The organism is Streptomyces sp. R11 (genome assembly GCF_041051905.1).
Classification (GTDB): Bacteria; Actinomycetota; Actinomycetes; order Streptomycetales; family Streptomycetaceae; genus Streptomyces.
In genome coordinates this window covers 9,582,381-9,605,737 of sequence record NZ_CP163432.1, presented here as the reverse complement: position 1 = coordinate 9,605,737, position 23,357 = coordinate 9,582,381, and the positions used below count along the sequence as shown (strand labels likewise).

At 68.2% G+C, this 23,357-nt stretch carries 24 protein-coding genes and 4 pseudogenes; 16 read left to right on the top strand and 12 right to left on the bottom strand.

The features are described 5' to 3' along the window. Window positions 1–6: 6 nt before the first annotated feature. From AB5J55_RS44305 to AB5J55_RS44265, 9 genes are all read right to left on the bottom strand, one after another. Window positions 7–264, bottom strand: coding sequence for a hypothetical protein (locus AB5J55_RS44305; RefSeq protein WP_369276013.1), 258 nt, complete (start codon window positions 262–264; stop codon window positions 7–9). A 442-nt stretch (window positions 265–706) separates the two neighbouring features. Further along, window positions 707–1,075, bottom strand: coding sequence for a hypothetical protein (locus AB5J55_RS44300; RefSeq protein ID WP_369276012.1), 369 nt, complete (start codon window positions 1,073–1,075; stop codon window positions 707–709). Window positions 1,076–1,336: 261 nt separating this feature from the next. Continuing rightward, entirely contained in the window at window positions 1,337–2,209 is an 873-nt protein-coding gene (locus tag AB5J55_RS44295; protein WP_369276011.1) for a GNAT family N-acetyltransferase, read from the bottom strand. Between the two features lie 95 nt (window positions 2,210–2,304). Then, on the bottom strand, window positions 2,305–2,487 hold the full coding sequence (locus AB5J55_RS44290; protein ID WP_369276010.1) for a hypothetical protein: 183 nt from the start codon (window positions 2,485–2,487) through the stop codon (window positions 2,305–2,307). A gap of 73 nt (window positions 2,488–2,560) precedes the next feature. Next, window positions 2,561–3,700: a protein-L-isoaspartate(D-aspartate) O-methyltransferase gene (locus AB5J55_RS44285; RefSeq protein WP_369276009.1), complete on the bottom strand. Its 1,140-nt coding sequence runs from the start codon at window positions 3,698–3,700 to the stop codon at window positions 2,561–2,563. A gap of 20 nt (window positions 3,701–3,720) precedes the next feature. Then, window positions 3,721–4,584 (bottom strand): radical SAM protein, encoded by an 864-nt coding sequence (locus AB5J55_RS44280; protein ID WP_369276008.1) that lies wholly within the window; start codon window positions 4,582–4,584, stop codon window positions 3,721–3,723. A gap of 159 nt (window positions 4,585–4,743) precedes the next feature. Then, window positions 4,744–5,406 (bottom strand): hypothetical protein, encoded by a 663-nt coding sequence (locus tag AB5J55_RS44275; protein ID WP_369276007.1) that lies wholly within the window; start codon window positions 5,404–5,406, stop codon window positions 4,744–4,746. Window positions 5,407–5,462: 56 nt separating this feature from the next. Further along, on the bottom strand, window positions 5,463–5,885 hold the full coding sequence (locus AB5J55_RS44270; RefSeq protein WP_369276006.1) for a DUF6415 family natural product biosynthesis protein: 423 nt from the start codon (window positions 5,883–5,885) through the stop codon (window positions 5,463–5,465). A gap of 229 nt (window positions 5,886–6,114) precedes the next feature. Beyond that, window positions 6,115–6,561, bottom strand: coding sequence for an ATP-binding protein (locus AB5J55_RS44265; protein ID WP_369276005.1), 447 nt, complete (start codon window positions 6,559–6,561; stop codon window positions 6,115–6,117). A gap of 248 nt (window positions 6,562–6,809) precedes the next feature. Between AB5J55_RS44265 and AB5J55_RS44260 the strand changes: the two genes are divergently transcribed. The 12 genes and pseudogenes from AB5J55_RS44260 (at window position 6,810) to AB5J55_RS44205 (ending at window position 16,998) form a co-directional block, all read left to right on the top strand. Beyond that, window positions 6,810–8,096 carry an XRE family transcriptional regulator gene (locus AB5J55_RS44260; RefSeq protein WP_369276004.1) on the top strand — a complete coding sequence of 429 codons (1,287 nt, stop codon included), beginning with the start codon at window positions 6,810–6,812 and terminating at the stop codon, window positions 8,094–8,096. After that, a complete protein-coding gene (locus tag AB5J55_RS44255; protein WP_369276003.1) occupies window positions 8,093–8,632 on the top strand; it encodes a GNAT family N-acetyltransferase in 540 nt (179 codons plus the stop codon). The genes AB5J55_RS44260 and AB5J55_RS44255 overlap by 4 nt, the downstream gene beginning before the upstream one ends. An 855-nt stretch (window positions 8,633–9,487) precedes the next feature. Further along, complete coding sequence (locus tag AB5J55_RS44250) at window positions 9,488–10,087, top strand: hypothetical protein (RefSeq protein WP_369276002.1); 600 nt, start codon at window positions 9,488–9,490, stop codon at window positions 10,085–10,087. Further along, on the top strand, window positions 10,045–10,932 hold the full coding sequence (locus AB5J55_RS44245; protein WP_369276001.1) for an ATP/GTP-binding protein: 888 nt from the start codon (window positions 10,045–10,047) through the stop codon (window positions 10,930–10,932). The genes AB5J55_RS44250 and AB5J55_RS44245 overlap by 43 nt, the downstream gene beginning before the upstream one ends. Window positions 10,933–10,953: 21 nt before the next feature. Beyond that, entirely contained in the window at window positions 10,954–11,655 is a 702-nt protein-coding gene (locus AB5J55_RS44240; RefSeq protein ID WP_369276000.1) for an SAF domain-containing protein, read from the top strand. After that, complete coding sequence (locus tag AB5J55_RS44235; protein WP_369275999.1) at window positions 11,655–12,464, top strand: hypothetical protein; 810 nt, start codon at window positions 11,655–11,657, stop codon at window positions 12,462–12,464. Before AB5J55_RS44240 ends, AB5J55_RS44235 begins: the two co-directional genes overlap by 1 nt. Then, complete coding sequence (locus AB5J55_RS44230) at window positions 12,454–13,962, top strand: CpaF family protein (protein WP_369275998.1); 1,509 nt, start codon at window positions 12,454–12,456, stop codon at window positions 13,960–13,962. Before AB5J55_RS44235 ends, AB5J55_RS44230 begins: the two co-directional genes overlap by 11 nt. After that, window positions 13,959–14,915: a type II secretion system F family protein gene (locus AB5J55_RS44225; protein WP_369275997.1), complete on the top strand. Its 957-nt coding sequence runs from the start codon at window positions 13,959–13,961 to the stop codon at window positions 14,913–14,915. Before AB5J55_RS44230 ends, AB5J55_RS44225 begins: the two co-directional genes overlap by 4 nt. Continuing rightward, window positions 14,912–15,797: pseudogene (locus tag AB5J55_RS44220) on the top strand (type II secretion system F family protein). Before AB5J55_RS44225 ends, AB5J55_RS44220 begins: the two are co-directional and overlap by 4 nt. Before the next feature lie 42 nt (window positions 15,798–15,839). Beyond that, the gene (locus AB5J55_RS44215) at window positions 15,840–16,055 is read left to right on the top strand and encodes a hypothetical protein (protein WP_369275996.1); all 216 of its coding nucleotides are present in this window, start codon (window positions 15,840–15,842) and stop codon (window positions 16,053–16,055) included. Beyond that, window positions 16,055–16,483, top strand: coding sequence for a TadE family protein (locus AB5J55_RS44210; protein WP_369275995.1), 429 nt, complete (start codon window positions 16,055–16,057; stop codon window positions 16,481–16,483). The genes AB5J55_RS44215 and AB5J55_RS44210 overlap by 1 nt, the downstream gene beginning before the upstream one ends. A 56-nt stretch (window positions 16,484–16,539) precedes the next feature. Beyond that, window positions 16,540–16,998, top strand: coding sequence for a TadE/TadG family type IV pilus assembly protein (locus AB5J55_RS44205; protein ID WP_369275994.1), 459 nt, complete (start codon window positions 16,540–16,542; stop codon window positions 16,996–16,998). 20 nt (window positions 16,999–17,018) lie between these two features. On the opposite strand, the gene AB5J55_RS44200 is transcribed toward AB5J55_RS44205, so the two are convergent. Beyond that, window positions 17,019–17,351, bottom strand: coding sequence for a hypothetical protein (locus tag AB5J55_RS44200; RefSeq protein ID WP_369275993.1), 333 nt, complete (start codon window positions 17,349–17,351; stop codon window positions 17,019–17,021). 104 nt (window positions 17,352–17,455) lie between these two features. On the opposite strand from AB5J55_RS44200, the gene AB5J55_RS44195 reads away from it, so the two are divergent. Then, window positions 17,456–17,908: a pilus assembly protein TadG-related protein gene (locus AB5J55_RS44195; protein WP_369275992.1), complete on the top strand. Its 453-nt coding sequence runs from the start codon at window positions 17,456–17,458 to the stop codon at window positions 17,906–17,908. After that, window positions 17,908–21,336, top strand: a complete 3,429-nt coding sequence (locus AB5J55_RS44190; protein WP_369275991.1) for a hypothetical protein — start codon at window positions 17,908–17,910, stop codon at window positions 21,334–21,336. Before AB5J55_RS44195 ends, AB5J55_RS44190 begins: the two co-directional genes overlap by 1 nt. A gap of 10 nt (window positions 21,337–21,346) precedes the next feature. Here the strand turns inward: AB5J55_RS44190 and AB5J55_RS44185 are convergent. Both AB5J55_RS44185 and AB5J55_RS44180 read right to left on the bottom strand, forming a co-directional pair. Continuing rightward, window positions 21,347–21,784, bottom strand: a pseudogene (locus AB5J55_RS44185) (IS630 family transposase). 184 nt (window positions 21,785–21,968) lie between these two features. After that, window positions 21,969–22,058, bottom strand: a pseudogene (locus tag AB5J55_RS44180) (winged helix-turn-helix domain-containing protein); the annotation flags it as partial. Between the two features lie 375 nt (window positions 22,059–22,433). On the opposite strand from AB5J55_RS44180, the gene AB5J55_RS44175 reads away from it, so the two are divergent. Together AB5J55_RS44175 and AB5J55_RS44170 are read left to right on the top strand one after the other, a co-directional pair. After that, window positions 22,434–23,036, top strand: a complete 603-nt coding sequence (locus AB5J55_RS44175; RefSeq protein WP_369275990.1) for a recombinase family protein — start codon at window positions 22,434–22,436, stop codon at window positions 23,034–23,036. A 75-nt stretch (window positions 23,037–23,111) separates the two neighbouring features. Further along, window positions 23,112–23,339 (top strand): annotated as a pseudogene (locus AB5J55_RS44170) (transposase); the annotation flags it as partial. Window positions 23,340–23,357 lie beyond the last annotated feature (18 nt).

Below are 23,357 nucleotides of genomic sequence, written 5' to 3'. Positions count from 1 at the left end.
GGCGGGTCAGGCTGCTGCCGTGTCGGGTGCGGCGTAGGCGCTGCGTACGGGTTCAGGGACGCCCTTGAGTGCGCGGAGCTGACCGCCGGAGGGGTCGAACCGGTAGACAATGAGCGGGACGCCGGAGGAGCTGGCCAGGGCGGCGTACCGCGTGCCGGTCGGTCCGGTGACCACACGCGACCGAGTGAGATCTGGTTCGGCCGCGCCGACGGTTCGCAGGTAGGCGAGTGCAGCCCGCGCGATGAGTTCGGTGTCCGTGACCATACCCCAACCATACTCTACTGAGCGCTACTCAAGAAAGCTGCTTTTAGCTGCTTGCATAAGTAGCCATTACGGCACTCTGGGACACACTTGATCCTGCAGGCGACCGAGGTGCCCGCCGCTGTACTCACCAGCACGGAGCTGAGGCGCCCGTCGCAGCAGTGACCAGATGCCCCGTTAACTGCCTGGCGACGGAGGCGTTGTCGTCTCCCAGGGCGAATCACGCAGCCGCCTGCATGCGGATCTGCTCGCTACGCCCGACGCTCCGCGGTCAGCCCCCTTGTGGATACCTCATATAGCCAGCTACCGAGGCAGCCACCACTTGTCAGCCACGACATCACGCCAACAAAGTCAGTAACCGTGTACGAAGTCGCTAGACGTCGTCGGAAAGGCGCACCGATGGCGAGCACGTCGGTCAGCAGCCGACGATGCAGGTGGGTCAGATTCATGCAGCGGTCGCGGTCCTGGCGGCTGCGAGCTCAGGGAAGGCTGCTTCCCACACAAGCCGGATAGGGCTGCTGATCAGCCTTCGCAGCACAGGCCACTGCTTGATCAGCAGCTCCCGGTTCAGGGAGTCGATCAGATCTTCGCGCTGCCCCTCGGCGAGGACTGTTCTGTACAGGCCCATCCGTGACTTGGGCTGCTCCACGTCATACGAACGCCGTCCAGACCACGCCACATGCAACGGGAGGTCGACCGTCCCATGCGAGGGACCGGCCAAATCTTCCAGACGTGCGGGCAGCCTGTGCTCGTACTGCGCACACAGCAGCTCAAACGCGTTCGGCACTGGAAACGACGGAGACTGCACACCCATGACCCCAGTGTCGCTTCCCGAACCACGCCCTACGACCATGCGGCGGCGACCCGCGCCGCGATACGCGATACAGGCGTTGGCAGCCTGTGGTGACCTCGGTGGTGCCATCGATGCGGCGGCCGCTTCTTGGTGGCGTTCCACCACTGCCCGAAGTAGCGGGCCGTCGGTCACGGTCTGGCCGACAGACACGACGGTCGCGGTCGCCCCGGCGACGCCCAGGCATACGGCGTGAGTGGTCATCGGTCTGCGATCACCAGTGGCTTACACGGGCTTCTGGTTGACGAACCCCAGCGATGTAAGGCCCTCGGTCGCGCACAGCTGATCGGAGGCGCCGCCGACTTCGGTCTGGAGAAGCTGATAGGCGGCGCCGTGCTGGTGCCCCCAGTGCATGGCCGCACGCCACAGCGTGCGACCGTAGCCGAGGCCGCGGTAGTCCGGGCGTACGCCGAAGTACTGGGGCAGCAGCCGGGACCGGCCGGCGGCGTCGTTCATGGTCTCCATCGGGCCGATGGCGCCAGCCACGGTGCCTTCGTCGAGGACGACGAGCACCGGGCCGACGGTCCCGGCCTGCATCTGGCCGTAGAGGAACGCGAAGCCGTCTTCCGCCATCAGGTCCGCGAAGATCTCGAACCGGTCGGGCTCAGGCAGTTCCTTGTACTCCAGGCCCCGGGCGCCCGGGGCCTGTCCGGGGCCGTGGGTGAAGTCCTTGAGCTGGACTCGAGTCCCGACGCCCCGGGCGTACTCCTCGGGCTGGTCGGGGCCGAGGAACCATACGATGCGGGCCTGCCGGGCGCCATGGGCGGCGGCGAGCTTGCGAGCCAGGTCGGCGCCAGCCGACAGACTGTCCGGCGTCGACCCGTACACGTGCACCTTGACGACTCCCCCGGCGCGCTCAGCAAGCGTAGGGATCAGCGTCAGGTGCCTGTCGTGCTCGATGGCGTCCGCCATGACGCGTTCGGTCTTCGTCTCGAACCATCGCTGGTCCTTGTCGTAGGGCAGGAAGCGGTCTGTCGCGGCGGTCTCGACGACGGCCTCGAAGAGGTCGTGCACTGGGTCGTCCTGGCGAACAGGACCGAGGGTCGGCACGTACGGAACGGGCATCACGGGCTGAATCAGGTCCCAGGAGAAGCGCATGGCCGCACGCTACTCACGTCGGCCAGGAGCCGCAGGTCCCGGCACGAACGTGCCGGGGCCTGTGTCTTCACGACCGGGGCAGGGCGCAGATCAGGTCAGTGCGGGTTGTCGTCGCCGGCCGCGCACGAGCACTTCGCGCTGTCCATGACGGTGTCCATGTCGGCGATGCCGATGACGTTGGTCACCGGCTCGACCGGCGCGAGGACGGGCCGCGTCAGGTACGGCAGGCCGCCGCTCTGGGTCGGGAGTCCGGCAGCGGGTGCCCCGGCGAGTGGCATGCCTGGGGTGCCGTCTTCGGGCTTGCGGGAGAGGTGGTTGAGGTGTCATGTCCACACTGGGGGTACGGCTGGTCTAGAGCGTGAACGTCCAGGAACCGCGCTTCAGGGTGGTCACGCCGTCGGGGGTGATGGTGACGCGGGCGCCGTATGCGGGGAGGGATCCCTCACGGTTGAGGCGGTTGCGGATGCGTTCCAGCGTGGTCCACAGCCGTCGCGTGCCGCCCTGGTGCACGGTCGGTGAGTCGAGGAAGCCGGTGGCTGTGGCGCGGGCCCATGACCCGTCGGGGTGCAGCAGCCACACGGTGCGCTCGTCGCCGTGTTGTTGGCGCCGGTAGATGACGCCGGGCTCGTACAGGGCGAGCATCGACATGACGTCCCACGAGTCCGGCGGGTACAGCAGGGGGTACCGGCTGGTGGTGACCTCTTCCCCGTCCGCCTCCTTGGCCTGCGGCCAGACCTCGTCCGCCTGGTGGTCGTAGTCGCCGCTGTGCCGGGTCGCCATGAATCCGGCCCGGTCCCACTCGATTCGGCCGGTGGCGCCGCCGTCCTTGGTTTTGTCGGCGGTCAGTATGAGCCCGGTTCCGGCGATCGTCGTGACCAGCCGCCCGCCGGGCTCCAGAGCAGACAGCCAGGAGGCCGGCACCGGCCGGACCGACACGGTGGCGACGATGCGGTCGAAGGTGCCGGGCAGTTCCCTGGTGATATCGCACACGGCCATCTGCGGCCGGTACCCGTGCAGCGCGAGCCGGTCCTTCGCCATGTTCACCAGGACGGTGTCCACGTCGATGCTGGTGACCTGATCACCGCCAAGCCGGGCACAGGCCAGGGCGGTGCCGTAACCCGTCCCGGTAGTGACCAGCACCGTGGAGTCGTCGGCGATCATCGCGTGCCGGTACATCTGCACGACCAGGCCCGGCAGCGTCGACGACGAAGTCGGCGTCCCGCTGATGGCAATGCCTGCGTCCTCAGGCAGAGTGCGGTCGGCGTGGCACGCGTCGACGCGGGTCACCAACGTCTGGTTGGCGTATGCGGCCTCAAGCCAGGCCTCTGGGTCGCTATGGCCATCGCGCAGGACCCAGATGCCGTCACCGGTGCTCTCCCACCAGCGCGGCACGAACTTGTGCCGCGGTACTGCGGCCACGGCCGAGTGCCATCGGGACTCCGGCCGTGCGACCTCGTCCGCCAGGCGCTTGGCGTGCTGCACCCAGTTCATCGCTTGTCCGTTTCTGTTCGTCAGTAAGCAGGGTCGCAGGCTTCGGTGTTGGCAGGGTCGCAGTCGTTGGAGTCGGCCGGAGTGCAGCCATCCGCCGACGCGGGCCGGCGGGGGATGCTGGCCGCGGTGTCCGCCCACCGCTGGCCGAAGAAGACCGTCACGAGCCCGTCAGATTTCGCGTTCCCCGTGGGGAGGAAGCGGCCCAGCACGCACGGGGTGACAGTGCCGTCGGTCATGACGGCGGCCCGCCCGTCCGCGCAGCGGCCGCACAGATCCGCCCTGCTGGGGACATGAATCTCGCCCCGGCCGACACTGCGGACCCGGTCGACGTTCACCGTTCGGACGCCGAGAGCGAGCAGTTCCTGGCGGGCTGCGGCCGTGCGCTGCCCTTCGAACACCTCGACTATGCCGACCTGGAGCGGGATGCGGCGCTGCACGGCTTGGACGATGTTCGCGCGGGTCGCTGCGTGCGAACCCTGTCGGCCGGTCACCCGCTCGTGCTCCTGGGCCACATCGCTGTAGTACGACGTCGCCAGGGATACCTTCGGGCGCTCGAACAGCCACCAGTGCTGTCGCCGGACGCGATACAGGTTGCTGTAGACCTGCACGTCGAGTCCGCAGGCCAGTGCATGGTTCACGAGGGCCTCGAACTGCGGGTGCAGGGTCGGCTCGCCTCCGATGAACTGCACCTTTTTCACGCCGATCACGGCGGCCTCGGCCATGAGCCGCATCCAGTCGTCGCCACTCATGCTGCCGTGCCCCTCGGTGGGGCCGGCGTTGGCGTAGCACAGCGCGGGGCAGGTGAGCTGACACTGGCCGGTAATCTCCAGCTCCAGGAAGGCGGGAACGACGGGTGTTGCGGGAGCCTCGGGAGCAATCGTCATGATGCGCCTCCTTTGGTTTCGGGGCTTTCGGGTGGTTGAGGGCCCAGCTCGGGGAGGGACGTGGTCCGTGGGGGGACTTGAGTCGGAAGCTCGCCCCCGCGCCGAAGGCTGGGCCTTCCCGATAGCGCTGGCCGATCCACCGGGCCACCGGGAAGGGGTTTAGGCAGCCGCCTCCAGCGCGCCCAGCAGCTGTTCCATGTCGAGGACTCGGAAGGAACTGAGCCGGCGGATGAGCTGTGAGGCGAGGAGGGTGGGGATGTTCGGATGACCGAAGGGCAGGGGTTGATCAGGACTGGCGACGACGTGCACTTCGCTGCGTGAGTCGAGGCCATAGAGGGTGCCGTGGACGCCGTACAAAGGCGCGCTCCGGGCCAGGAAGACCATCGGGCTTCTCTCCAGATGCGGGCACAACGCAGCAGCGGCGCGGGCGTGCTTGACGCACACCGGCGGCTGGTTCGTGTAGATCGTGGGCTGTTGCGGGTCTTCGTCCTTGGGACCTGCCAGGAAGATGAAGCCCAGCGGTGTGCGGGCCTGTTCTGCGCAGACCTGACAGCGCAGCGCCTGCATGGTGAGCATCTGCCGGTACGGGTGCATGAACTTCCACTGCGGGACACCCGTCGGCATGTGTCGTTCGTCTACGGGGTTGAATCCGCACCGCGCCCACAGAACGCCGCGCATAGGCCGGTCTCTGGGGTCCTCGTCCCGGTAGTACAGCCGCAGGCCGGAGGGATGCCGCTGGATGAGGAGGTTGGCCGGCGCCGCCTCCTCACCCAGCCGCTGGGTGATGTAGGGGACCAGGCCGGGCTCGGTCGAGGGGCGCACGGGACCGTTTTTCTCTGTCGTCTTTGGGCGTGGCGAGTACGGGAGCGGAGGAGTGATCACACTGCCTCCTTCAGGCACTTCGTAGCCACCAGGCGTTCCAGCAACTCATTGGTGATCCAGCCCATCCGGCGGAGATACCCAACGGCCCTGCAGTGGTCGCCCGGCGCCTCCTCAATGCGCAATGTGCGTGCCTGGCTCATTAGCCGGGCTGTTGTGTCGTCCCGCTGCTCTACTTCGGCAGCGACAGCGATGGTCACGAGCCGCATCAAGTGACCTCGGAGCCGTTCCGCAAGTTCGTCGACCTGTTGCTCGGCAGGTACAACGTCGTCCAACACAGCAGCCACGTCGCCGAGCAGCGCCTCACCGTCAAAGGCCTCCCACGCACGCACCTTGGCCAGGAGCACCGTCAGCGCCTGACCGTCGAGCGGCGGTGCCCACCGCTCCACAGGGCGGATCCAGTGCTGCCCCACAGCAGTCACCACACCTCCCCAGGTAAGGCGTACCGGCACCAGGCGTACCTGGGCGATCTCGCCGCTTGCCAGTCGGGCATGCAGGCCCAGACCTGAAACGGCAGGCTTCGGTGGCGCAATTCGCCCTGCCGCCGGACGATCGCGCTCAGCGAAGGCGTGCAGAGGGCACTATCCATGGCCAACTGTCGGCGGGGCTGATGGAGGACTACCTCTCGAAGGGGCAGGCGCGCGAGGGTCATCACGCACCGTCCTCGATGCGGAGTTCGGCCCAAACTTCCTTACCCCATGGGCCCGTTCCCGAGCTGTGCAAGTCATAGCCCCAGCGGTCAGCGACCGCGTTGATGAGGAGCAATCCGCGGCCCGACTCGTCATCGTCATCAGCGCTTCTGAATGCCGGCAAGCGCGTCGGCGCCCGGTCCAGGACCCCGACACGGAGCCGTGTTGGACTCGGCAGCTCAGCCATGAGGCGAATCTTGTGGGACGGGGTGTGCCTGACGGCGTTCGCGATCAGCTCTGTGACGATCAGCAGGGCATGGTCGGCAACGCGGTCGAGGCGCCAAATGCTGAGGACGTCCCGGAGGAGCCGGCGGCCGATCTCGGCCGTGGACGGCTCGCAGGGGAAGGTCTGGCTGTACGCGGGGCGACCGACGGAAGCGACGTGAACTTGCTTAGTGAGACTCATCATTGGGGTGGAGCCTTCGTGTTGTCTCGGCGCCTGGCCCACCCTCGCGGGGGGGGGAACCTGCAAGAGCGGGCCAGGCCGTCAACAGCCGCCCGCACTATGTGGCTTGGCGGGGCGACCACCAACAAGACAACCCCCTTTGCAAGCAGAGTGATTAGGGCGATTAATGGCTCTCACAACGGAACGACCTAGGGCGATTTGACCTTCCGTTTACCTGGCGGGTGAGGGGGCACGGGAGCTACCGTGCGGACATGGACACCACGCGCAACACCATTCTTGAGGCGTGGATGGACGAACACGGCTACAGCTCCAACAGCCTCGCTGACGCTGTGAACAGGGCGTTAGAGCAGCTGACCGGAAGGACCGGCGGCCTCGACGGCTCATCGGTCCGGGACTGGAAAGCAGGCCGGGTCAGGTGGCCCAAATCGGCTACCCGCAGAGCACTTGAGGACGTCAGTGGCCTGCCCGCCATCGCTCTAGGGTTCGTGCCACGGGGCCGGACACCGTCCAACCCAGCGCCACCGCAGCAGGAGGACCCCGATATGAAGCGCCGCACTCTCGTCGGCGGGATCGCTGCGGCTGCCGCCGCAGCAGTTGCCGCTCCCGGCACCGCATCCCCGCGTCGCATCGGCATGAGCGACGTCGACCGCCTACAGAAGCGCTTCGCCGAAATCATCGCCAGCGACCACCGCCATGGCGGCCAACTCGGCATCGAGGAGCGGGCCGCCGCGCTCGCCGACGAGGCCCTAAACCTCCAAAACGCCGGCAGCGCCAGCCAGCGGGTACGCAGCAACCTCTACGCCTCCGCAGCGGCGTTCCGATCCTCGGCAATGTGGGCTGCCATCGACGGTCGGCGCTACGACATCGCCAAGGCCCACATGCGCGAGGCCCAGGCCCTCGCCGAGATGTCCGGCGACCAGGCGATCAAGTTCCGCATCTGGAGCCACGCGGGAACCATGTACCGGCACATGGGCCGTCCCGCCGACGCGTTCGCCGCCAACGACGTCGCACGCAACCTGCACCTCACCCGCCGTGACCCCCTGTTCGCCTCCCTTGGCCTGGCCCGCCAGGCCGCCATCCACGGGGCGGCACAGGACCGCACCGGCACCCGCCGTGCCTTCGAGCAGGCTCAGGACGCCATGCTGCGCGCCGACCCTGCCGACTACCGGCCGGTGTGGATGCTTGCCTTCTACGACCAGGCCGAGCTGGACTCCCTGGCCCTCTCTGCGCACTTGGCGCTCGGTGACTACTCGACCGCCGAGTACCACGCCCACCGCTGCCTGTCCGCCCTCCGGCCTCACATGATCCGGTCCCGGGCCATCACCACGACCCGGCTCGCACACGCCCAGCTCGCCCAGGGCGCCCCTGAAGCCGCCACAGCCACCGCCATGAGGGTCCCCGCCGACGCCGCCACGCAGCACGCCCGGGTAACGCGCATGCTGCAGGAATTCGGGGCCGCGCTGCGCGCCACAGCGCCGGGCAGCTCCAGCGTACAGACCTGGACCGAGCACGCCGCTACCTGGAGGATGGCGGCATGACCACGGCCCCCGCCATCGAACTGCGCACGTTCACCACCCTCGACACCGCCCGCGGCGACCTCCTCGACGTGTATGCCGACGTGCGCGCCCCGCTGCTCCACCTGCCGAACTACGCGGTCACCGCGTTCGGTGAGCGCCTGGACCGGCACGGCGCCGAACCGGGGTTCACGGCCGTCCTCGCATACGCGGACGGCCATCCGGTCGGCTACGCCTACGGCAACACCATCGAGCACGGCGACCGCTACTGGCAGCGCACAAGCCCGACGCCAGCCGAGAAGTACACCGAGCGTCCGGCCTTGGCCCTGAAGGAGATCGGCGTCCGCCCAATCTGGCGGAAGACCGGCACGTCCCGCCGTATCCATGACGCTCTCCTTGCCACACGCGACGAGCCGCACGTCACTCTCATGGTCAACCCGGCTGCTGGGGACGGAAAAGTTCACGCGCTTTACAGGGCGTGGGGGTACGAGGACATCGGACAGAGCCAGCCGTCACCGGCTTCACCAGTACTCATCGTGATGATCCGAGCCAGCCGCTGATCGGTGCGCAGCGGAGTTCCACGCCTCGCTGCGACGTCGAAATCCGGGACGTCGTCTTAGCACGCGCTGACAATGGTCCGCTTGGTGGTCCTGGTACGCCCTTGGCGCAGCACAAACCCGCCCCTAAGGGGCAGTCCCGGTACCGTGTGCGCTGCTGTGGCCGCGGTGTAGCGCGCTACTGAGGCGCAGCTGGAAGCAACCGCAAGGGGAAGATCGCCGACGTGGTGAGCCGAAGCGTCACAGCAGAGGCCATACGGAAGCTCGACGACGCGCGGACGTTGCAGCAACCAGAACCTCGTCGACGGATTGACCTTGTCCTGTGAGGAAGTGTGCAACGTGGCCTCCCTCCTCCTCGAGGAGGCTGTGTTCATCGTCTACGTCCAGCCCGATAGACGTGCCGTCCTGCGCGAGGCGCACAAACGGCAGCACGGTCCATGACTCCGGTGGTGGCTGCCCCTGCGAGCCACTAGCCGTGGTGTCCGCCGGAAAGCGGAGCGCCTGAACTTGGTGCGCCGTCAGCTCCCAGCGTCACGCGAAACGCTAGACGGCGACGCGATCATCCTCTGGATGCACATGGCACTGTGATCCAACCAGGAACAGGACGCTCGCCCTCGTTCACTGAAGGAATTAGCGAACGTAGGGGACTACAAGTCGACATCCAGTTGCGAATGCGACCACGTATGTCACAGGTTGTGCGAGTCGACCCAAATATTAGGCTGGGAAGTTGGCTGGCGTCTACGTAATGTCTCGGTCACACAAACGCATAACCGCAGCTCGAACAGGACGCGGCTATGCACTGCTGTACACGGCATCTCGGGCAGCGGTCTGCCACATCGCGTCGTACGGGGAGACTACGTGACACAAGCACAACGCCGCGGGACGGGATTCACTACCGTTCGCATCCACAGGAATGCAACCGCCTTGCTCCTTGCGGGCAGCCTGATGGGGCTAGCCGGCTGCAGCGACAGCGACCCAAAGGCGTCGCCATCCGCACCCAGCCAGAGGCCTACCGCAACCCCGACTGCATCCCCCAATTCCACGGCTGATGCTGAGGAGGCCGCAGTCCTCGCCGCGTACACCCAGTCCTGGAAAGCCCAGACTGAGGCCTACGCCAAGGCGTCCTCTGCAGGCACCGGCTTGAGAAAGACCACCACTCTTCGGGCCTTGGGCCTCATCGAGAAGGACCTGACGACCATGCGTAAGGCCGGGCAGGTGACGACCGGAAAGCCCGCGATTCACCCCCGAGACCCCAAGGTTACCGACGGCGACATTCCCAAGGCCACCCTCACCGACTGCGTCGACACCACGAAGTGGACCCTGATCGACAAGGCCTCGAAGAAGGAGGTCCCGCTGCCGTCGACGCGGCTCGTCAAATACATCAGCACCGCAAAGCTGGAGAAGTGGGGGGCAAAGTGGATGGTCACCGAGTTGACCGCTCAAACGCAGCCCTGCTGATACGGCGCCCTGCCCTACTCAGTTCCGCACTCGTCCTGGCCGCCGCGGGCGCCGCCCAGGCCGGTGAGGACCCCGATGTCGGGGCGGGTCAGTGCGAGGTCATCAAGTTCTGCGTCGATGTCTCCGTCGGTGGCGAGCCAGGCGGCAAGGACACACAGACGGACTCGGGGAACGGGAGTGAGGGCAGCAACAGCGGGTTGAAATGCGGGTACACCAAGATCGACCCTGAGCCACCAGCTAGCGCGGTCGAGCTCTGGAAAGGCGCCGACCCGAAGAAGAGCGATCTGTATTTCTACTCCTGTTCGAACGGTGGCCAGGACAACCCCGACGGGTTCATCTCCGTGCCGAACGGTCAAACCCCTCAGCAGCAGGCCAATCCGCAGGAGTTGGCGGAGCGTGCGGTCGACTCCATGACGCTGCTTGGCCCAGATGTCGCGAGCCCGAAGACGGCCGGGCGGTACGCCGTGGGTGTCCCGGTGTGGATGTGGGTCAACCAGAGCGCCACGACCTATGGCCCCAACACCGCCTCTGCCTCGGCGGGCGGGGTGACCGTCACCGCGACCGCGAAGGTCTCGAAGATCGTGTGGCAGATGGGTGACGGTGTCAGCGTGACCTGCAATGGCCCCGGTACCCCCTACCAGGCGTCCGAGAGCATGGCCGAGTCGCCGACCTGCGGGCACGTTTACGCAAAGACCTCAGATGGTGCCCCAGGCAGCAAGTTCCCGGTCACGGCTACCTCGACGTGGACGATCGACTGGCAGGGCGGCGGAGCGGCCGGTCAGCTCACCGAGATCCGGCAAACCAACGCGCAGGTGGCGATCGGCGAGCTGCAGGTCGTCAGGTAGAGCCGCCGGAAGGGCAGAACGTTGAGCAAGACACAAGCACGCACAGCCACCGCGACCGGCCTGCCACGGCAGGCTCAGGTTGCCGGCCCGGTGATGCCACCACGTGTGTCAGCGCGTCGGCGCCGTCCGGGCGTTATCGCCTTATCGCTGGCGCTGATCGCTGCTGGCGGCGTCGGGGTAGCGGTCCTGCTGCTGCAGGTCGGCCACAGAACCGAGGTGGTGACCGTGGTCCGCGAGGTTCAAGTCGGTCAGGTACTCACCGAGCAGGACCTGGGCGCGGCCTCCGTCGCGTTGGATCCGGCATTGAAGGCGTTTGAGGCCGACGACCGGGATTCGGTGGTCGGTAAGCGGGCGGCGGTCGAACTCAAGTCCGGCTCGCTGCTCGCTCCGTCCCAGGTGACCAAGGACAGCCTTGTCAAGGCAGGCGAACAGCTTGTGCCGATCGGTCTGAAGCCGGAGCAAGTACCGGCCACGGCGCTTGTGCCGGGCCAGAAGGTGCAGTTGGTCCACGTTCCGGCCCAGGGCGCGAGCAACGCGGACGTGGAGGGCGACACATCACCCGAGACGATCGCGGGCCGGGTCGTGAAGGCCTCAGGGGCAGCTCCCGGCACCGGTGTTGTGGTCGTCGACGTCGCGACCGCCGCTACCGACGGCCCGACCGCTGCGGCGTGGGTGTCGGCTGGCACGCTGCGTCTGGTTCTTGACGCTCCGGACGGCAGCTGATGAGTGTGATCGCTTTGGCTGGCTGCAGCGGCGCGCCGGGGGTGACCACCACGGCTCTGGCGCTGCTGCTGAACTGGCCGCTGCAGCCGGGCCGGAAGATGATCCTCGCCGAGTGCGACCCCGACGGCGGTGCCGTGCTGCATGGCTTGCTGCAGGGCACGCTCGGTGACCGCTACGGACTGCGGAACCTCTCCGTCGCCGTCAGGACAGGTGAGTTCAGCGACGCGTTCTGGCGGCAGCTGATCGACTTGAGCGGTGAGGACGGTACGAAGGCGTCGCCGCGTGACCGGCTGCTGCTGCCTGGGATCACGGATCCTGCGCAGGCGGCGAGCCTGAGCCCGGTCTGGAAGGCGCTCGCGACGATGTTCCGGGGCATCGATACGCAGACCGACCACGATGTGCTGATCGACCTCGGCCGTTCGGGGGCGGTCGGCCCTTCCGGTGTTCTGGCCGAGCAGGCTGACCTCGTCGTGGTGGTGGTCCGCAACACGCTGCGCGGGCTGCAGGCCGCGCAGACGCGGGTGAGCGCGTTGGAGGAACGTATCGGCGACGTCGGGCTCGTGGTGATCGATGAGGGGGCCTACCCGGCCGGTGACGTGAAGCGAGTGCTCCAGGTGCCGGTGGTAGCGACCCTGCCGTACGCGCCCGTGGATGCCCGGGTGTTGTCCGACGGCGCCGAGCAGCCCCGCCGTTTCGCCAGGTCGCCGCTGATGAAGGCGGCCCGCACGGGCAGCACCGTGCTGGTCCAGCGCGCTGCGCTGCGCCGCGCCCGCCTCGCCCCGGGCGTGGAGGTGAGCCATGCGCGGTAGACCTCTGCACCCCGACCCCAGCGTGAATCCCCTGCCAGGCCACTCTCAGGGATGGCCGCAGCGCGCCAACCGTGCGCCCGCCGGGGCCGCTGCGAGCGCGCAGCCGCTCGGGACGGCAGCACCCCAAGTCACCGTCGACTACAAGGTCGCCCGGCACATCGCTGGCCAGGTCGCCCGGCAGCGCGAGGCGCTACTGAAGACCAGCCCGAATGTGGACCGAGCCACCGAAGAGCAACAGTGCCTGCACTGGATCAACGAAGCGGTCGCACTGTGGGCAGACGCTCAGGGCGTCGAGCGCGGTGTGAGCCCCACACCGCACGAAGATGACGGGCTGCGGCGTGCCGTGTACGACCTGCTGTACCGGGCGGGCCGGTTGCAGCCGTACCTGGACGATGAACGGGTCGAGGACATCATCATCCAGGGACCGCACGAGGTGTGGCTCGACTACGGCGACGGCCAGCGGCGCATGGTCGGCCCGATCGCGGACTCTGAAGAGGAACTGCTGGATCTGCTGCGGGAGTTGGCCCGGGACTCCGGGCTCAGCGAACGCACGATCTCCACCGCCAGCCCTACACTCGCGCTGTCTCTGCAGGACGGATCCCGTCTGCAGGCGATCACCGGGCTGGGTCCGATGACCTATGCGGTCATCCGCCGGCACCGGGTCTCGCACGCCGACCTGGACGAGTTGGTGCGGCTGGGCTCGATCGACGAGGTCCTGCGGGAGTTCCTCGGCGCGTGCGTGCGCGCGGAGAAGAACGTCATGATCGCGGGGAAGCAGAAGGCGGGAAAGACGACGCTGCTGCGGGCGATGCTCAAGGAGTTCGACCCGGAGTGCCGGTTCGCCACGATCCAGACCGAGGACGAGCTGTTCGCCCACAGCAACGGCTACCACCGCCAGGTCGTCTCTCTGGTGGGCCGTGAGTCCAACGGTGAGAAGGACGTCACCGGTCGCGGCGCCGGCGAGGTCACGCTGCTGGATCTGATGCATCCGGCGCTGCGGATGTCGCTGGAGCGGATCGTGGTCGGCGAGGTCCGCGGCCCTGAAGTCGTTGCCATGATGCAGGCGCTGACGAATGGTTCGGGTGGCAACCTGTGCACCATCCACGCCCGGCGCCCGGACATCATCTTCGACCGGATCGCCGAGCTGTATGCGCTCGCCCAGGAGAATCTGTCCGAGCAGCTCGCGTACCGGCAGACCGCCAACGGCCTGGACTTCATCGTGTACGTCGACATGACGGACGAGACGCAGATCGGTGGCCGCCGCCACCGCTACGTCTCCCACGTCCTGGAGCTCACCGGGATCGGCGAGTCCGGCCGCCCCGCCACCAACGAAGTCTTCTCCCCCGGCACCGAGTTCGGCGAGCTGCGGGCAGTGCCTCGGATGGATCCCGGGTGCATCGACGATCTGCGCCGGGTCGGCTTCGACTCCGCGCTGCTGCAACAGCACTACGGGGCCTGGACTGCGCCGTTGCCCCTGAAGGTGGGGGTAAGCCGGTGACCTTGTTTCTGGGCCTTCTGTCCGGGATGGCCGTGGTCGGCGGACTGATCGGCGTGATCGTCGGGCTGGCCGGGACCACGGCGCCCCGCAGAGCTCCACTGCGGCAGCGGTGGCAGGCGTTGCGCACAGGCCGGGACCAGGCCGAGGGCGTCAGGCTGCGGCGGCGGACGCTAGCTGTCTCGGCGCTCGTGGTTTTCCTTGCCGTGTGGCTGGTCTCGGGGAACTTCGTGGCCGGGGCACTTCTCGGCGCCGCGGTCGTTGGGGTGCCCTGGCTGGTCGCCCCGGCGCGTCTCGCGCAAGAGCGGATCGGTCAGCTGGAGGCGTTGAGTGAGTGGACTCAGCGCCTGGCCGGTCTGCTGCGGTTGGGCATGGGCCTGGAACAAGCAATGATCACCAGTCGGAAGGGGGCACCGGACTCGCTGGCGCCCCAGATCGCCGGCCTGTCCGACCGGTTGCGACTGGGTTGGCGGCCCGAGGAGGCCCTGCGCGCCTTCGCCACCGAGCTGGATGACGTCACCGCGGACAAGGTGACCGCCGCTTTGATCCTGTCGTCGGGCGACCGCGGCCCGGGCCTCGCCCAAGCGCTGGAGGACCTGGCCGGCACGGTCCGTGAAGAAGTCGCCCGCAAGCGCTCCATCGAGGCGGACCGCGCCAAGCCGCGCACCACCGTGCGGTGGATGACCTTCATCACCCTGGGTGTGATCGTCGGCGGATTCTTCGTCCCGTCCTACACCCGCCCCTACGGCACGCTGCTGGGCCAGCTGGTGCTCGCCTTCCTGACGGCAGGGTTCGTCGGCGTGCTGGCGATGATGCGTCAGATGGGCACCTTCCGCCGTATCCCGCGCTTCCTGATCGCGGACGCGCGCAGCAGCGTGCGGCTTCCCGCCTCGGTTCCCGCGGCCGGGCAGGACACGGCCGGGGTAGAGCGTGAGATGGGGGGAGCCCGGTCGTGAATCTGATTCCTGTGCTCCTCACGGGCGGCGCTGTCGGGGGCGGCGTCGCGCTCTTGGTGCGTGAACTGCTGCGTCCCCAGCCCGCGTTGGCGGCAGCGCTCGCACGTAGTGCGCGGGCCCAGTCTGAGCATGCCGGAGCCGGAGCTCGACCGTGAGGAACGGTGGGGCAGGTGGGTGCTGGCCCGCCTCGAGCGCATGCCCGGTGTGCGGATCCCCACCAAGAACCTCGCCCTGCTCGGTCAGGGGCCGGGCCAGTTCATGCTGAAGAAGACCGCGCTGGCCGCGCTCGGCCTGCTGTGCCCGGTGCTGGTGACCATCCCGTGGATCATCGCCGGTGTCTCGCTGCCGTTCTACGTACCCGCCGTGGTGGGCTTCGCCATCGCTGGTCTGCTGTTTGTCACCCCTGACCTCGCCGTACGCGACCAGGCCAAACGGGCGCGGGAGGAGTTCGCGCACGCCCTGTCCGCCTACCTGGACCTGGTCGCGTTGAGGCGGGCCGCGGACGCCGGTCCAACGGAGGCGCTGGAGAAGGCGGCTGCGGTCGGCCGCGGCTGGCCTTTTCTGTATCTGCAGGGGGCGCTGCGCCGGGCCCGGCTGGAGAAGATCCCTCCCTATCAGGCTCTGACGGAACTCGCCGATACCTACGACCTGCCGGGCCTGGACGACGTCGCTGACATCATGCGCGGCTCGGCCACCGACGGCGCCGCCGTCTACAAGGCACTACGGGCCCGCACCGCCGCGCTCAATGCCGAGCTGCTGTCCGATCAGGCCACAGAGGCCAACGCCGCCAGCGAAAAGATGACCGCGCCCGGAGCTCTGCTCGCCGTGCTCGTGATGCTGCTGATGGCGTTCCCCGCGGTGATCCGCATGCTCACCGTCTAAGACCGACCCGACACCGTTCAACGCATCTGAGAGGTAAGGACCATGAGGTACACCGCAGCCCGCACCCGCCGTGCTGTCTTCTGGCTCACCACACGGTGGCGGGAACGCATGGAGGAGGCAACCCGCCGGCCGGACCGCGGCGACATCAGCCTCACCACCGTGATCATCTGGGTGGCCGCTGTCACCGGCGCCCTGGTGATCGCCGGAACTATCGCCGCGGTGATCGCCCGGTACAACGGGACCCTGAACGGCATCTGATGCTGGGCGGCGAGCGGCTTCAGACCTGGTGGCGCGGCCGGCGATGGCGTGACGACCGCGGGGACGCCTCCATACAGATGGCGATCATCTTCCCGTTCGTTCTGCTGGCCACCATCGCCGTCATTCAGGTGTCCATGTGGTACTACGCGCGGTCGATCGCGCTGACCGCCGCCCGCGAAGGGCTGGCGGCAGCCTGCGCTTACCAGGCCGCCCCCGCCGACGGTACGGCCAAGGCCCAGGAAGTACTGGGGCGTTCGGCGGGCGACAGCCTGCTCGCCTACAGCGTCTCCACCGCCGGCAGCACCGACGAGCGGGTGCGGCTGACGGTGACGGGCACGGCCCAGTCGATGATCCCGGGCGTGGCCGGCTTGCAGGTCAGTCAGTCGGCAGCCGGTCCCGTGGAGCGCTGGACGCTCCCAAGGGGGTGAAGTGGTTGATCAGCAGGGCCCGTTGGGCACGCTTGGCGCGTAGCGACGACGGCAGTGTGGCGATCGAGGCCGCCATCATCGTCCCGCCGCTGATCATGTTCCTGTGTATGGCGATCGCGGGCGGGCGGCTCGTCATGTCCGGAGCGAAGATCGATGCCGCAGTTGAGGACGCCGCACGTGAGGCGTCCATCCACCGCACGGTCACCTCCGCCCAGGACGCCGCCCGCGCCGCGGCAACCGAGTCGCTGGACGACCAGGGCATCACGTGCGCGAGCGCCGACGTCACCATCAACACGAGCGGGCTGAACGCTGCCGTGGGCCAGATGGGCACCGTCACCGTGACCGTGCACTGCACAGTCACCCTGTCGGACCTGCTGCTGCCGGGCGTCCCGGGAGCCCGCACGCTCACCTCGACAGCAACCTCGGTCGTGGATCAGTACCGGCAGCGAGCTCTTGGGTTCGCGAATCCTGAAGTGCCGTGGACCGCGAAACGAAGTGCGGGTGCTGCGCAGTGAGCGCGCCACAGCACTTGGGTTCACGCGCCCCACGTCGAGCGTGCTCGAGCTCTTGTCTGGCAGACGGCCCGCGCTGTGCGCCACACGGTCTCGAACTCTCCGATGGTGAGGTCCTGCGGATCGCGGATGTCCCACTGATGAACGGGAACCTCGGCGGTCGCACCGAAGGTCGCTTCGTAGTCCGCAAGGGTTCCGGCCTGTTGGGCGGCATTCCACTCGGTCAACGAGGCTGCGATGGGCTTTTCGAGCGGTCCTTGGAGTTCGACCTGACGGGTGACCCAGCCGTCGGCGTCGACCTCGAAGTAGAACCAGGTGTCTTCTTCGGCCCAGTGGCTGCGAAACCAGCGCGTCATGACGTCATTCTCCGTGAAGGAGCTGGGTCACGCCGACGGGCCAGCGTCATTGAAGCCCGGGCGGCCGCTGCCGAACCTACGGCTTCTCCGACACGGGAGGGCTGATGAGCGTGCATCGGCTGGCCGACCAGGCCCGATTCGACGACCGCGGCGGCATCACGGTGTTTGTCGCGGTGTGCGTGGTCGCGCTGATCGGCATCATCGGCGTCGCGGTCGACGGCGGCAGCAAGATGCGCGCTGTGGAACGCGCCGACTTCATCGCCGGGGAAGCCGCCCGGGCAGGCGGACAGGCCATCGATCCCGCCAAGGCGATCAGCGGTGAAGCCATCGTGGTGGATCCGCAGGACGCGGTCGCTGCCGCACGCTCCTACCTCAGCTCGGTCGACGCCACTGGCACGGTCAGCGTCTCCGGGGACGGCAAGACGCTCACCGTCACGGTCACCGACGCGTACGACACCAAGTTCCTGTCCGTCGTGGGCATCGGCTCGCTCACTGTGATCGGCCACGGCGAGGCCACCCTCCTGTACGGCGTTACCGCTCCAGAAGAAGGAAGCTGATGCGCACCACCCACTCCCGCCCCGCCACAGTCGGCCACGCCCTCAGGGCCGGCTTGAGCCTGCTCGTCCTGGTCGGTGCGGTCGCCGGGCTCCCGCTGGTGCTGGCGTGGGCCACACCGATCATCTGGGCATCCAGCCACGACGACCTCCAACACCTGCTGGACCGCCAGGACACCGGCGCTGCGTTCCTGCTCCTGCTCGTTGTGGTGGGCTGGATCGGGTGGGCGCAGTTCACGTTCTGCGCCGTCCGTGAGCTCATCGCACAACTGCGCGGCCGGGCCTGGCACGCCCCGCGCGGACTGGGCAGCTCCCAGCGGGCCGCTGCGCTCCTGATCGGCAGCATCCTGGTCCTGCTCCCCACGAGCTCGGCCCTTGCCTCCGACGCCCAGGCAGCACCCTCCGCCGCCTCGGCCCGCTTGCCCGGCCAGAGCCACTTCCCGCAGGCGGCCGACGCCGACCAAGACGCGACGCGCGTGGGCACCAGGCACCGTGCATACACGGTGCGCGAGGCGCGGCCAGCGGAAAGCCTGTGGGCCATCGCCGAGCGGCAGTTGGGGGACGGCGAGCGGTGGCGGGAGATCGCCGACCTGAACGAGGGCCGGACCATGGTCGACGGCCAAGTCTTCCGCGCCAACAGTTTTCTGCAGCCGGGCTGGCAGCTGCAGATGCCTGATGGCGGGGATGCTGCGGGAGGCCTCCGTACGCAACTGGGCGATGGCACCCCGGCCCCCGACGAGAAGAGCGAGCACACCGTTACGGTCCAGTCCGGCGACTACCTGTCGAAGATCGCCGAGGCAGAGCTCGGCGACGGCAAGGACTGGCCTCGCCTTTTCGATGCCAGCCGCGGCAAGCCGCAGCCTGACGGCCTGCCCGCCATCACCGACCCGGACCTGATCCGTCCCGGGCAGCAGGTCACTGTGCCCGGCACCCAGCCCGGACAGCCGCCCCAGGAGCACGCCCCCGGGGATGACTCGGGAAGCACGGAGACCACTCCCCCGGCCGCCCAGAAGCCCGACGGCGAGCAGAACCCGGGCGAGGACACTGGAGATGAGCAGGCGCCCGCGCCCAGCCACACGGCAACACCTGCTCCGCAGGCTCCGGCCCCCAGCGCCTCGGCAAGCCGCGCTGCCGAACAGTCCGGGCAGGATCAGGCCTCACCGTCCGCATTGGCCTCTGCGGCACCAGGGCCCAACACCTCGTCCTCCGCCGTCTCACCCTCGGCTGAGTCAACTGCCTCCGCTGCCTCGTCATCCGCCCCCGCGGCGTCCGAGGCCCCGGCGAAGGCTCCGGCCAGCAGCCCGCTGAACTTGCGCACCGTTATCGGCGCCGGCGCGCTGCTGGCCGCCGCCGTCACCGGCGCCCTCGCCCTGCGCAGGACGCTGCAACGCCGCCGCCGCAAACCCGGCGAGACAATCGCCATCGCGCCCGAGACATCCACGGCGGAAGCCCAGTTAGCGGCGGGCGCCGAGCCCGGCGGAGCCACCCGCTTGGACATTGCGCTGCGGACTCTCGCCCACCAGATCGCTCAGCCAGAGAGCAACGGCGGTCTGCCAGGCCTGCGGGCCGCACGGATCGGGGCCCGCGCGATGGAGGTGCTACCCGAGGATCTGTCCCAGGAGCCGGCGGCGCCGTTCGTTTCCGGAACGGCGGGCTGGTGGGTCCTGCCCTCTGATGCTGTGCTCCTGGACCAAGAGGCCGCCCGCGAGGTACCGGCACCGTACCCGGGGCTGGTCACGATCGGCAGCACCGAGGCGGGTGACCTACTGCTGCTCAACCTCGCACAGATGCCCGCGCTGCTGCTGGACGGCAGCCCGGCTCACATCACCGAGGTGTGCACCTCCCTCGCCCTGGAACTCGGGATGAGCCCGTGGGCGAACGAGGTCGAGGTCGTCGCGATCGGATTCGGTGAGGACCTGCCGCAGTTGCTGCCCACCGCGCGGATCGCCTACATGCGTCAGGCCACGCACGCGCTGCGCGATCTGTCCGAGCGGGTACTGGAAACGCATCAGATGCCCGACACTCAGCATCAGCCGTACCTGCTGCTGTGCGCGGCCCCGCTGGACGCCGACACGGCCTGGCATTTCGCCGATGTCATCAGCAGGTCCGGCACGGTGCCTGTCACGCTGGTCGCACCGGCGAGTTCCGCGGCCTCATGCTTCCCCGAGGCGGAACTCCTCAACGCCTCCGTCAGCGAGCCACAGCACCTCGACCACGCGGGCATCGACATCACCGTGCAGCGTCTGGAGCACGCCGCCTACCTGCAGATCACCACCGCACTGAAGGTGTCCGGGCAGCCACCCCACCCAGCCGAGGGCCCTTGGCAGGACGTCCCGGACGAGCCCGACAGCACGCCGCAGACGCAACCGCCCGTATCCGAGGACCTCATCGCGCTGGCCCCCGCCTCGACGAGTCCCTCGTTGGCAGTGGCACCGGACGGGAGCAGCGAGGTGTTCCCGGCCCTGGTCGCCGCCACTACGGATCCGTCCGGGCCGCGTCTCCTGCCCACCGCCACAATGCCGATGCAGGACGACGACGAGCCCGGCCCGGAGAACGAAGCAGCGGTGGCACCCACTCCGCAGCCGACTAGGGCAGTGGCCGGGGAGGCGGATGACAACGAAGCTTCCGTCGAGGACCACGAGGTGCCGCAGGCGGAGGCGTCCGAGGCGCATGACCTGCACGGGCCGGAGGTTCGGGTCCTGGGTCCGGTCGAGGTGAGCGGCGTGGACAGCACCGGCCACGGCCCGAGGATGGCGCAGCTCGCCGCATTGCTGCTGTTTAGGCCTGGGCGGAGCGCGGACGTGCTGTGCTCTGACATGGATCCCGTCAGCCCGTGGTCGGCGAGCACTCTCAATGCCCGAGTGGGCGGCCTGCGTCGCTCTCTAGGTAGCGATCCTACCGGCAATCCCTACGTGCCTCGCCGTAGCTCCGGCGAGGACCCGTACCGGCTCTCCCCCGGTGTGCGCTGCGACTGGATCCGTTTCCTGCAGCTCGTCGAACACGCCCTGCCACTGGGCCCCACCGGCCTGCCTGATCTGGAGAAAGCACTCGGCCTGGTGCGCGGCCGGCCGTTCGGCGGACGGCCTCTGCCCTGGGCCGAGCCCTATCAGCAGGAAATGATCACTAGGATCATCGACGTCGCGCACACCGTCGCCACCTACCGCACGCCAGTAGGTCCGCACCACGATCTCAGCGCAGCCCGCCACGCTGTCGTGACCGGCCTCGACGTCGACGACACCGCGGAACTCCTGTATCGCGACTGGCTCCGCATCGAGCACGCGGCCGGCAACCGGCAGGGGCTCCACACCGCCATCACCCGCGTGCAACAAATCAACCACGCACTGGACTGTTCCCTGGAAACAGAAACCTTCCAACTCATCACCCACCTCCTCAACAGCCCCACACCAGAAGCACGCGAAGCCCACTACTGACTTCGGCTCGTCAGGGTGACGCTGGTTCGTCGAGGGCCAGGCCGGTGCCCGCTATGAAGCCGTCGAGGATGCCGGATCGGTACTGAAGGCGCTTGAGCCGGTTGCGTACGAGTGCTTCGAGCCGGTCGAGGGCGACGACGGCGAGGTTGGCCAGGCTGCGCTTGACGTGCGCCCATACCCACTCGACTCACGCTCGGCGATCAGCTCGCCCATGACGCGGGAGACGTGGGTGTTCAGGCGGTCCCACACCAGCACGGATGGGCGCCTTGACGAGCTGGTGGACGCCGTCGATCAGCGCGATGAAGTCCCGCTCGCCCATGCTGCGACGTTTGTCTTTGCCCGCTCGGTGGGTGCGCAGGCGGTGGCACAGCCGGGTCCGGGAGCCGGGCCGCATGGCGATCATCCCGGCCACGGGCAGCCGGCCCGAGCGTCGTCCGCTCACCGTCACCTGCGGGATGTGGCCGCGCCGGCCCCAGGTGCGTCCCCTGGGCGGCCGTCGGGTGAAGCCTGCCTCGTCCTCGAAGCAGATGTAGCCCCACAGGCCGCCCGGACTCTTTTACCTCCGCCCAGGCCGCCTCCTTCCACGCGGTCATGGCCTGCTCGTCGCGCTCGGCGACCCGCCGCGCAGGGACCTGCGGGCTGAAGTCCAGCCGGTGCATCAGCCTCGTCGCGCCCGAGACGCTGTAGGAGACGTGAAACTTCCTGCCGATCAGCGTGGCCACCCTCGCCGCGGTCCACACCTGGTCCTCCACCCACCCATGCGCGGCCGGACCCTGCTCGAGATACCTGGCGAGCTTTTCCAGACAGCGTGGCGACAAGCGACACCGGCCCTAGCTCGGTCCTCGCGAAAGCAGCTCGTCGGCACCGCCTTGCCGCCACAACTGCTGCCACTGGTAAGCCGACTTCAGACTTACACGCAGCGACCCCAAGCACGGAAACCCTGCCTTTCGGCGAGACCGCGCCTCATCCGCTCAGCGTCGGGAAACGACCGTATGCCGACACTCGACCCCGTGATCACGAACCCGCAGGTGGACAGTGTCGGCAACTCGCGTCCGGAATCAACGTCGGTGAACGGTCCGGCCGATAGGTTCCGACACATGCTCATCGGCTACTGCCGCACATCGACGGCCGACCAGAACCCCGATCATCAGATCGACGCACTGCTCCGCCACGGCGTCGACCGCGACAACATCCACCTCGACGTCGCCAGCGGCGCGAAGGCATCCCGCCCGAAGCTCGACCTCGTCATGCAGCTGCTACGCAACGGCGACACTTTGAAGGTCACCCGGCTCGACCGGCTCTCCCGCTCCGTCCTGCACCTGGTGACCCTTGGCGCCGACCTGCGCGAGCGCGGCATCGGGCTGCACGTCATCGAGCAGGGCATCGACACCGCCACCATGGAAGGCAGGGCCATGTTCGGGATGCTGTCCGTACTGGCAGAGCTCCAGCGCGAGCTGATCGTGGCGAATACGAACGACGGGCTCGCCTCCGCGCGAGCCCGGGGGCGGGTCGGCGGACGCCGACCGAAGCTCACCGAGGACCAGGCCGCGCTCGCCCAACGTCTCTACGACGAGCGGGAGAAGACCGTCCAGCAGATCGCCGACATGTTCGGCGCGCCACGGTCGACGGTGTACGGGCACCTCGACAAGACCAAGACCGTCCCCCGCCAGCCCAAGGAGACCGCCGCCCCGAAATCCTGAAACAAACCGGCGGGTTACTTTGCCCCTGGGGACAGAGCTGGGAGTCCGGGGCCTCCGGGGCCCTGACTCGCCGACCACTCCGACCGGATCGAACTGCATTTCCTGCCCGCCTACTCGCCCGAACTCAACCCTGACGAGCTGGTCAACGCCGACCTCAAACGCAGCCTGCCCATGCACAGCCGGGCCCGCGACCAGGCCCAACTCGCCGCGGAGACCCGCCGGTTCTTCCACCGGCGTCAACGCCAGCCGCACATCGTCCGCGGCTACTTCGGCGGACCCCACGTCCGCTACATCCTCGAATAGAACCCTTGAGTTTCAGAT

Excerpts from the sequence above, each read along its gene's own strand:
- AB5J55_RS44280 (WP_369276008.1), bottom strand. The coding sequence starts at position 4,584 with ATGACGATTGCTCCCGAGGCTCCCGCAACACCCGTCGTTCCCGCCTTC.
- AB5J55_RS44300 (WP_369276012.1), bottom strand. The coding sequence starts at position 1,075 with ATGGGTGTGCAGTCTCCGTCGTTTCCAGTGCCGAACGCGTTTGAGCTG.
- AB5J55_RS44175 (WP_369275990.1), top strand. The coding sequence starts at position 22,434 with ATGCTCATCGGCTACTGCCGCACATCGACGGCCGACCAGAACCCCGAT.
- AB5J55_RS44290 (WP_369276010.1), bottom strand. The coding sequence starts at position 2,487 with ATGCCACTCGCCGGGGCACCCGCTGCCGGACTCCCGACCCAGAGCGGC.
- AB5J55_RS44210 (WP_369275995.1), top strand. The coding sequence starts at position 16,055 with ATGCTGGGCGGCGAGCGGCTTCAGACCTGGTGGCGCGGCCGGCGATGG.
- AB5J55_RS44215 (WP_369275996.1), top strand. The coding sequence starts at position 15,840 with ATGAGGTACACCGCAGCCCGCACCCGCCGTGCTGTCTTCTGGCTCACC.
- AB5J55_RS44235 (WP_369275999.1), top strand. The coding sequence starts at position 11,655 with ATGAGTGTGATCGCTTTGGCTGGCTGCAGCGGCGCGCCGGGGGTGACC.
- AB5J55_RS44190 (WP_369275991.1), top strand. The coding sequence starts at position 17,908 with ATGCGCACCACCCACTCCCGCCCCGCCACAGTCGGCCACGCCCTCAGG.
- AB5J55_RS44255 (WP_369276003.1), top strand. The coding sequence starts at position 8,093 with ATGACCACGGCCCCCGCCATCGAACTGCGCACGTTCACCACCCTCGAC.
- AB5J55_RS44295 (WP_369276011.1), bottom strand. The coding sequence starts at position 2,209 with ATGCGCTTCTCCTGGGACCTGATTCAGCCCGTGATGCCCGTTCCGTAC.
- AB5J55_RS44200 (WP_369275993.1), bottom strand. The coding sequence starts at position 17,351 with ATGACGCGCTGGTTTCGCAGCCACTGGGCCGAAGAAGACACCTGGTTC.
- AB5J55_RS44230 (WP_369275998.1), top strand. The coding sequence starts at position 12,454 with ATGCGCGGTAGACCTCTGCACCCCGACCCCAGCGTGAATCCCCTGCCA.
- AB5J55_RS44305 (WP_369276013.1), bottom strand. The coding sequence starts at position 264 with ATGGTCACGGACACCGAACTCATCGCGCGGGCTGCACTCGCCTACCTG.
- AB5J55_RS44265 (WP_369276005.1), bottom strand. The coding sequence starts at position 6,561 with ATGATGAGTCTCACTAAGCAAGTTCACGTCGCTTCCGTCGGTCGCCCC.
- AB5J55_RS44195 (WP_369275992.1), top strand. The coding sequence starts at position 17,456 with ATGAGCGTGCATCGGCTGGCCGACCAGGCCCGATTCGACGACCGCGGC.
- AB5J55_RS44285 (WP_369276009.1), bottom strand. The coding sequence starts at position 3,700 with ATGAACTGGGTGCAGCACGCCAAGCGCCTGGCGGACGAGGTCGCACGG.
- AB5J55_RS44260 (WP_369276004.1), top strand. The coding sequence starts at position 6,810 with ATGGACACCACGCGCAACACCATTCTTGAGGCGTGGATGGACGAACAC.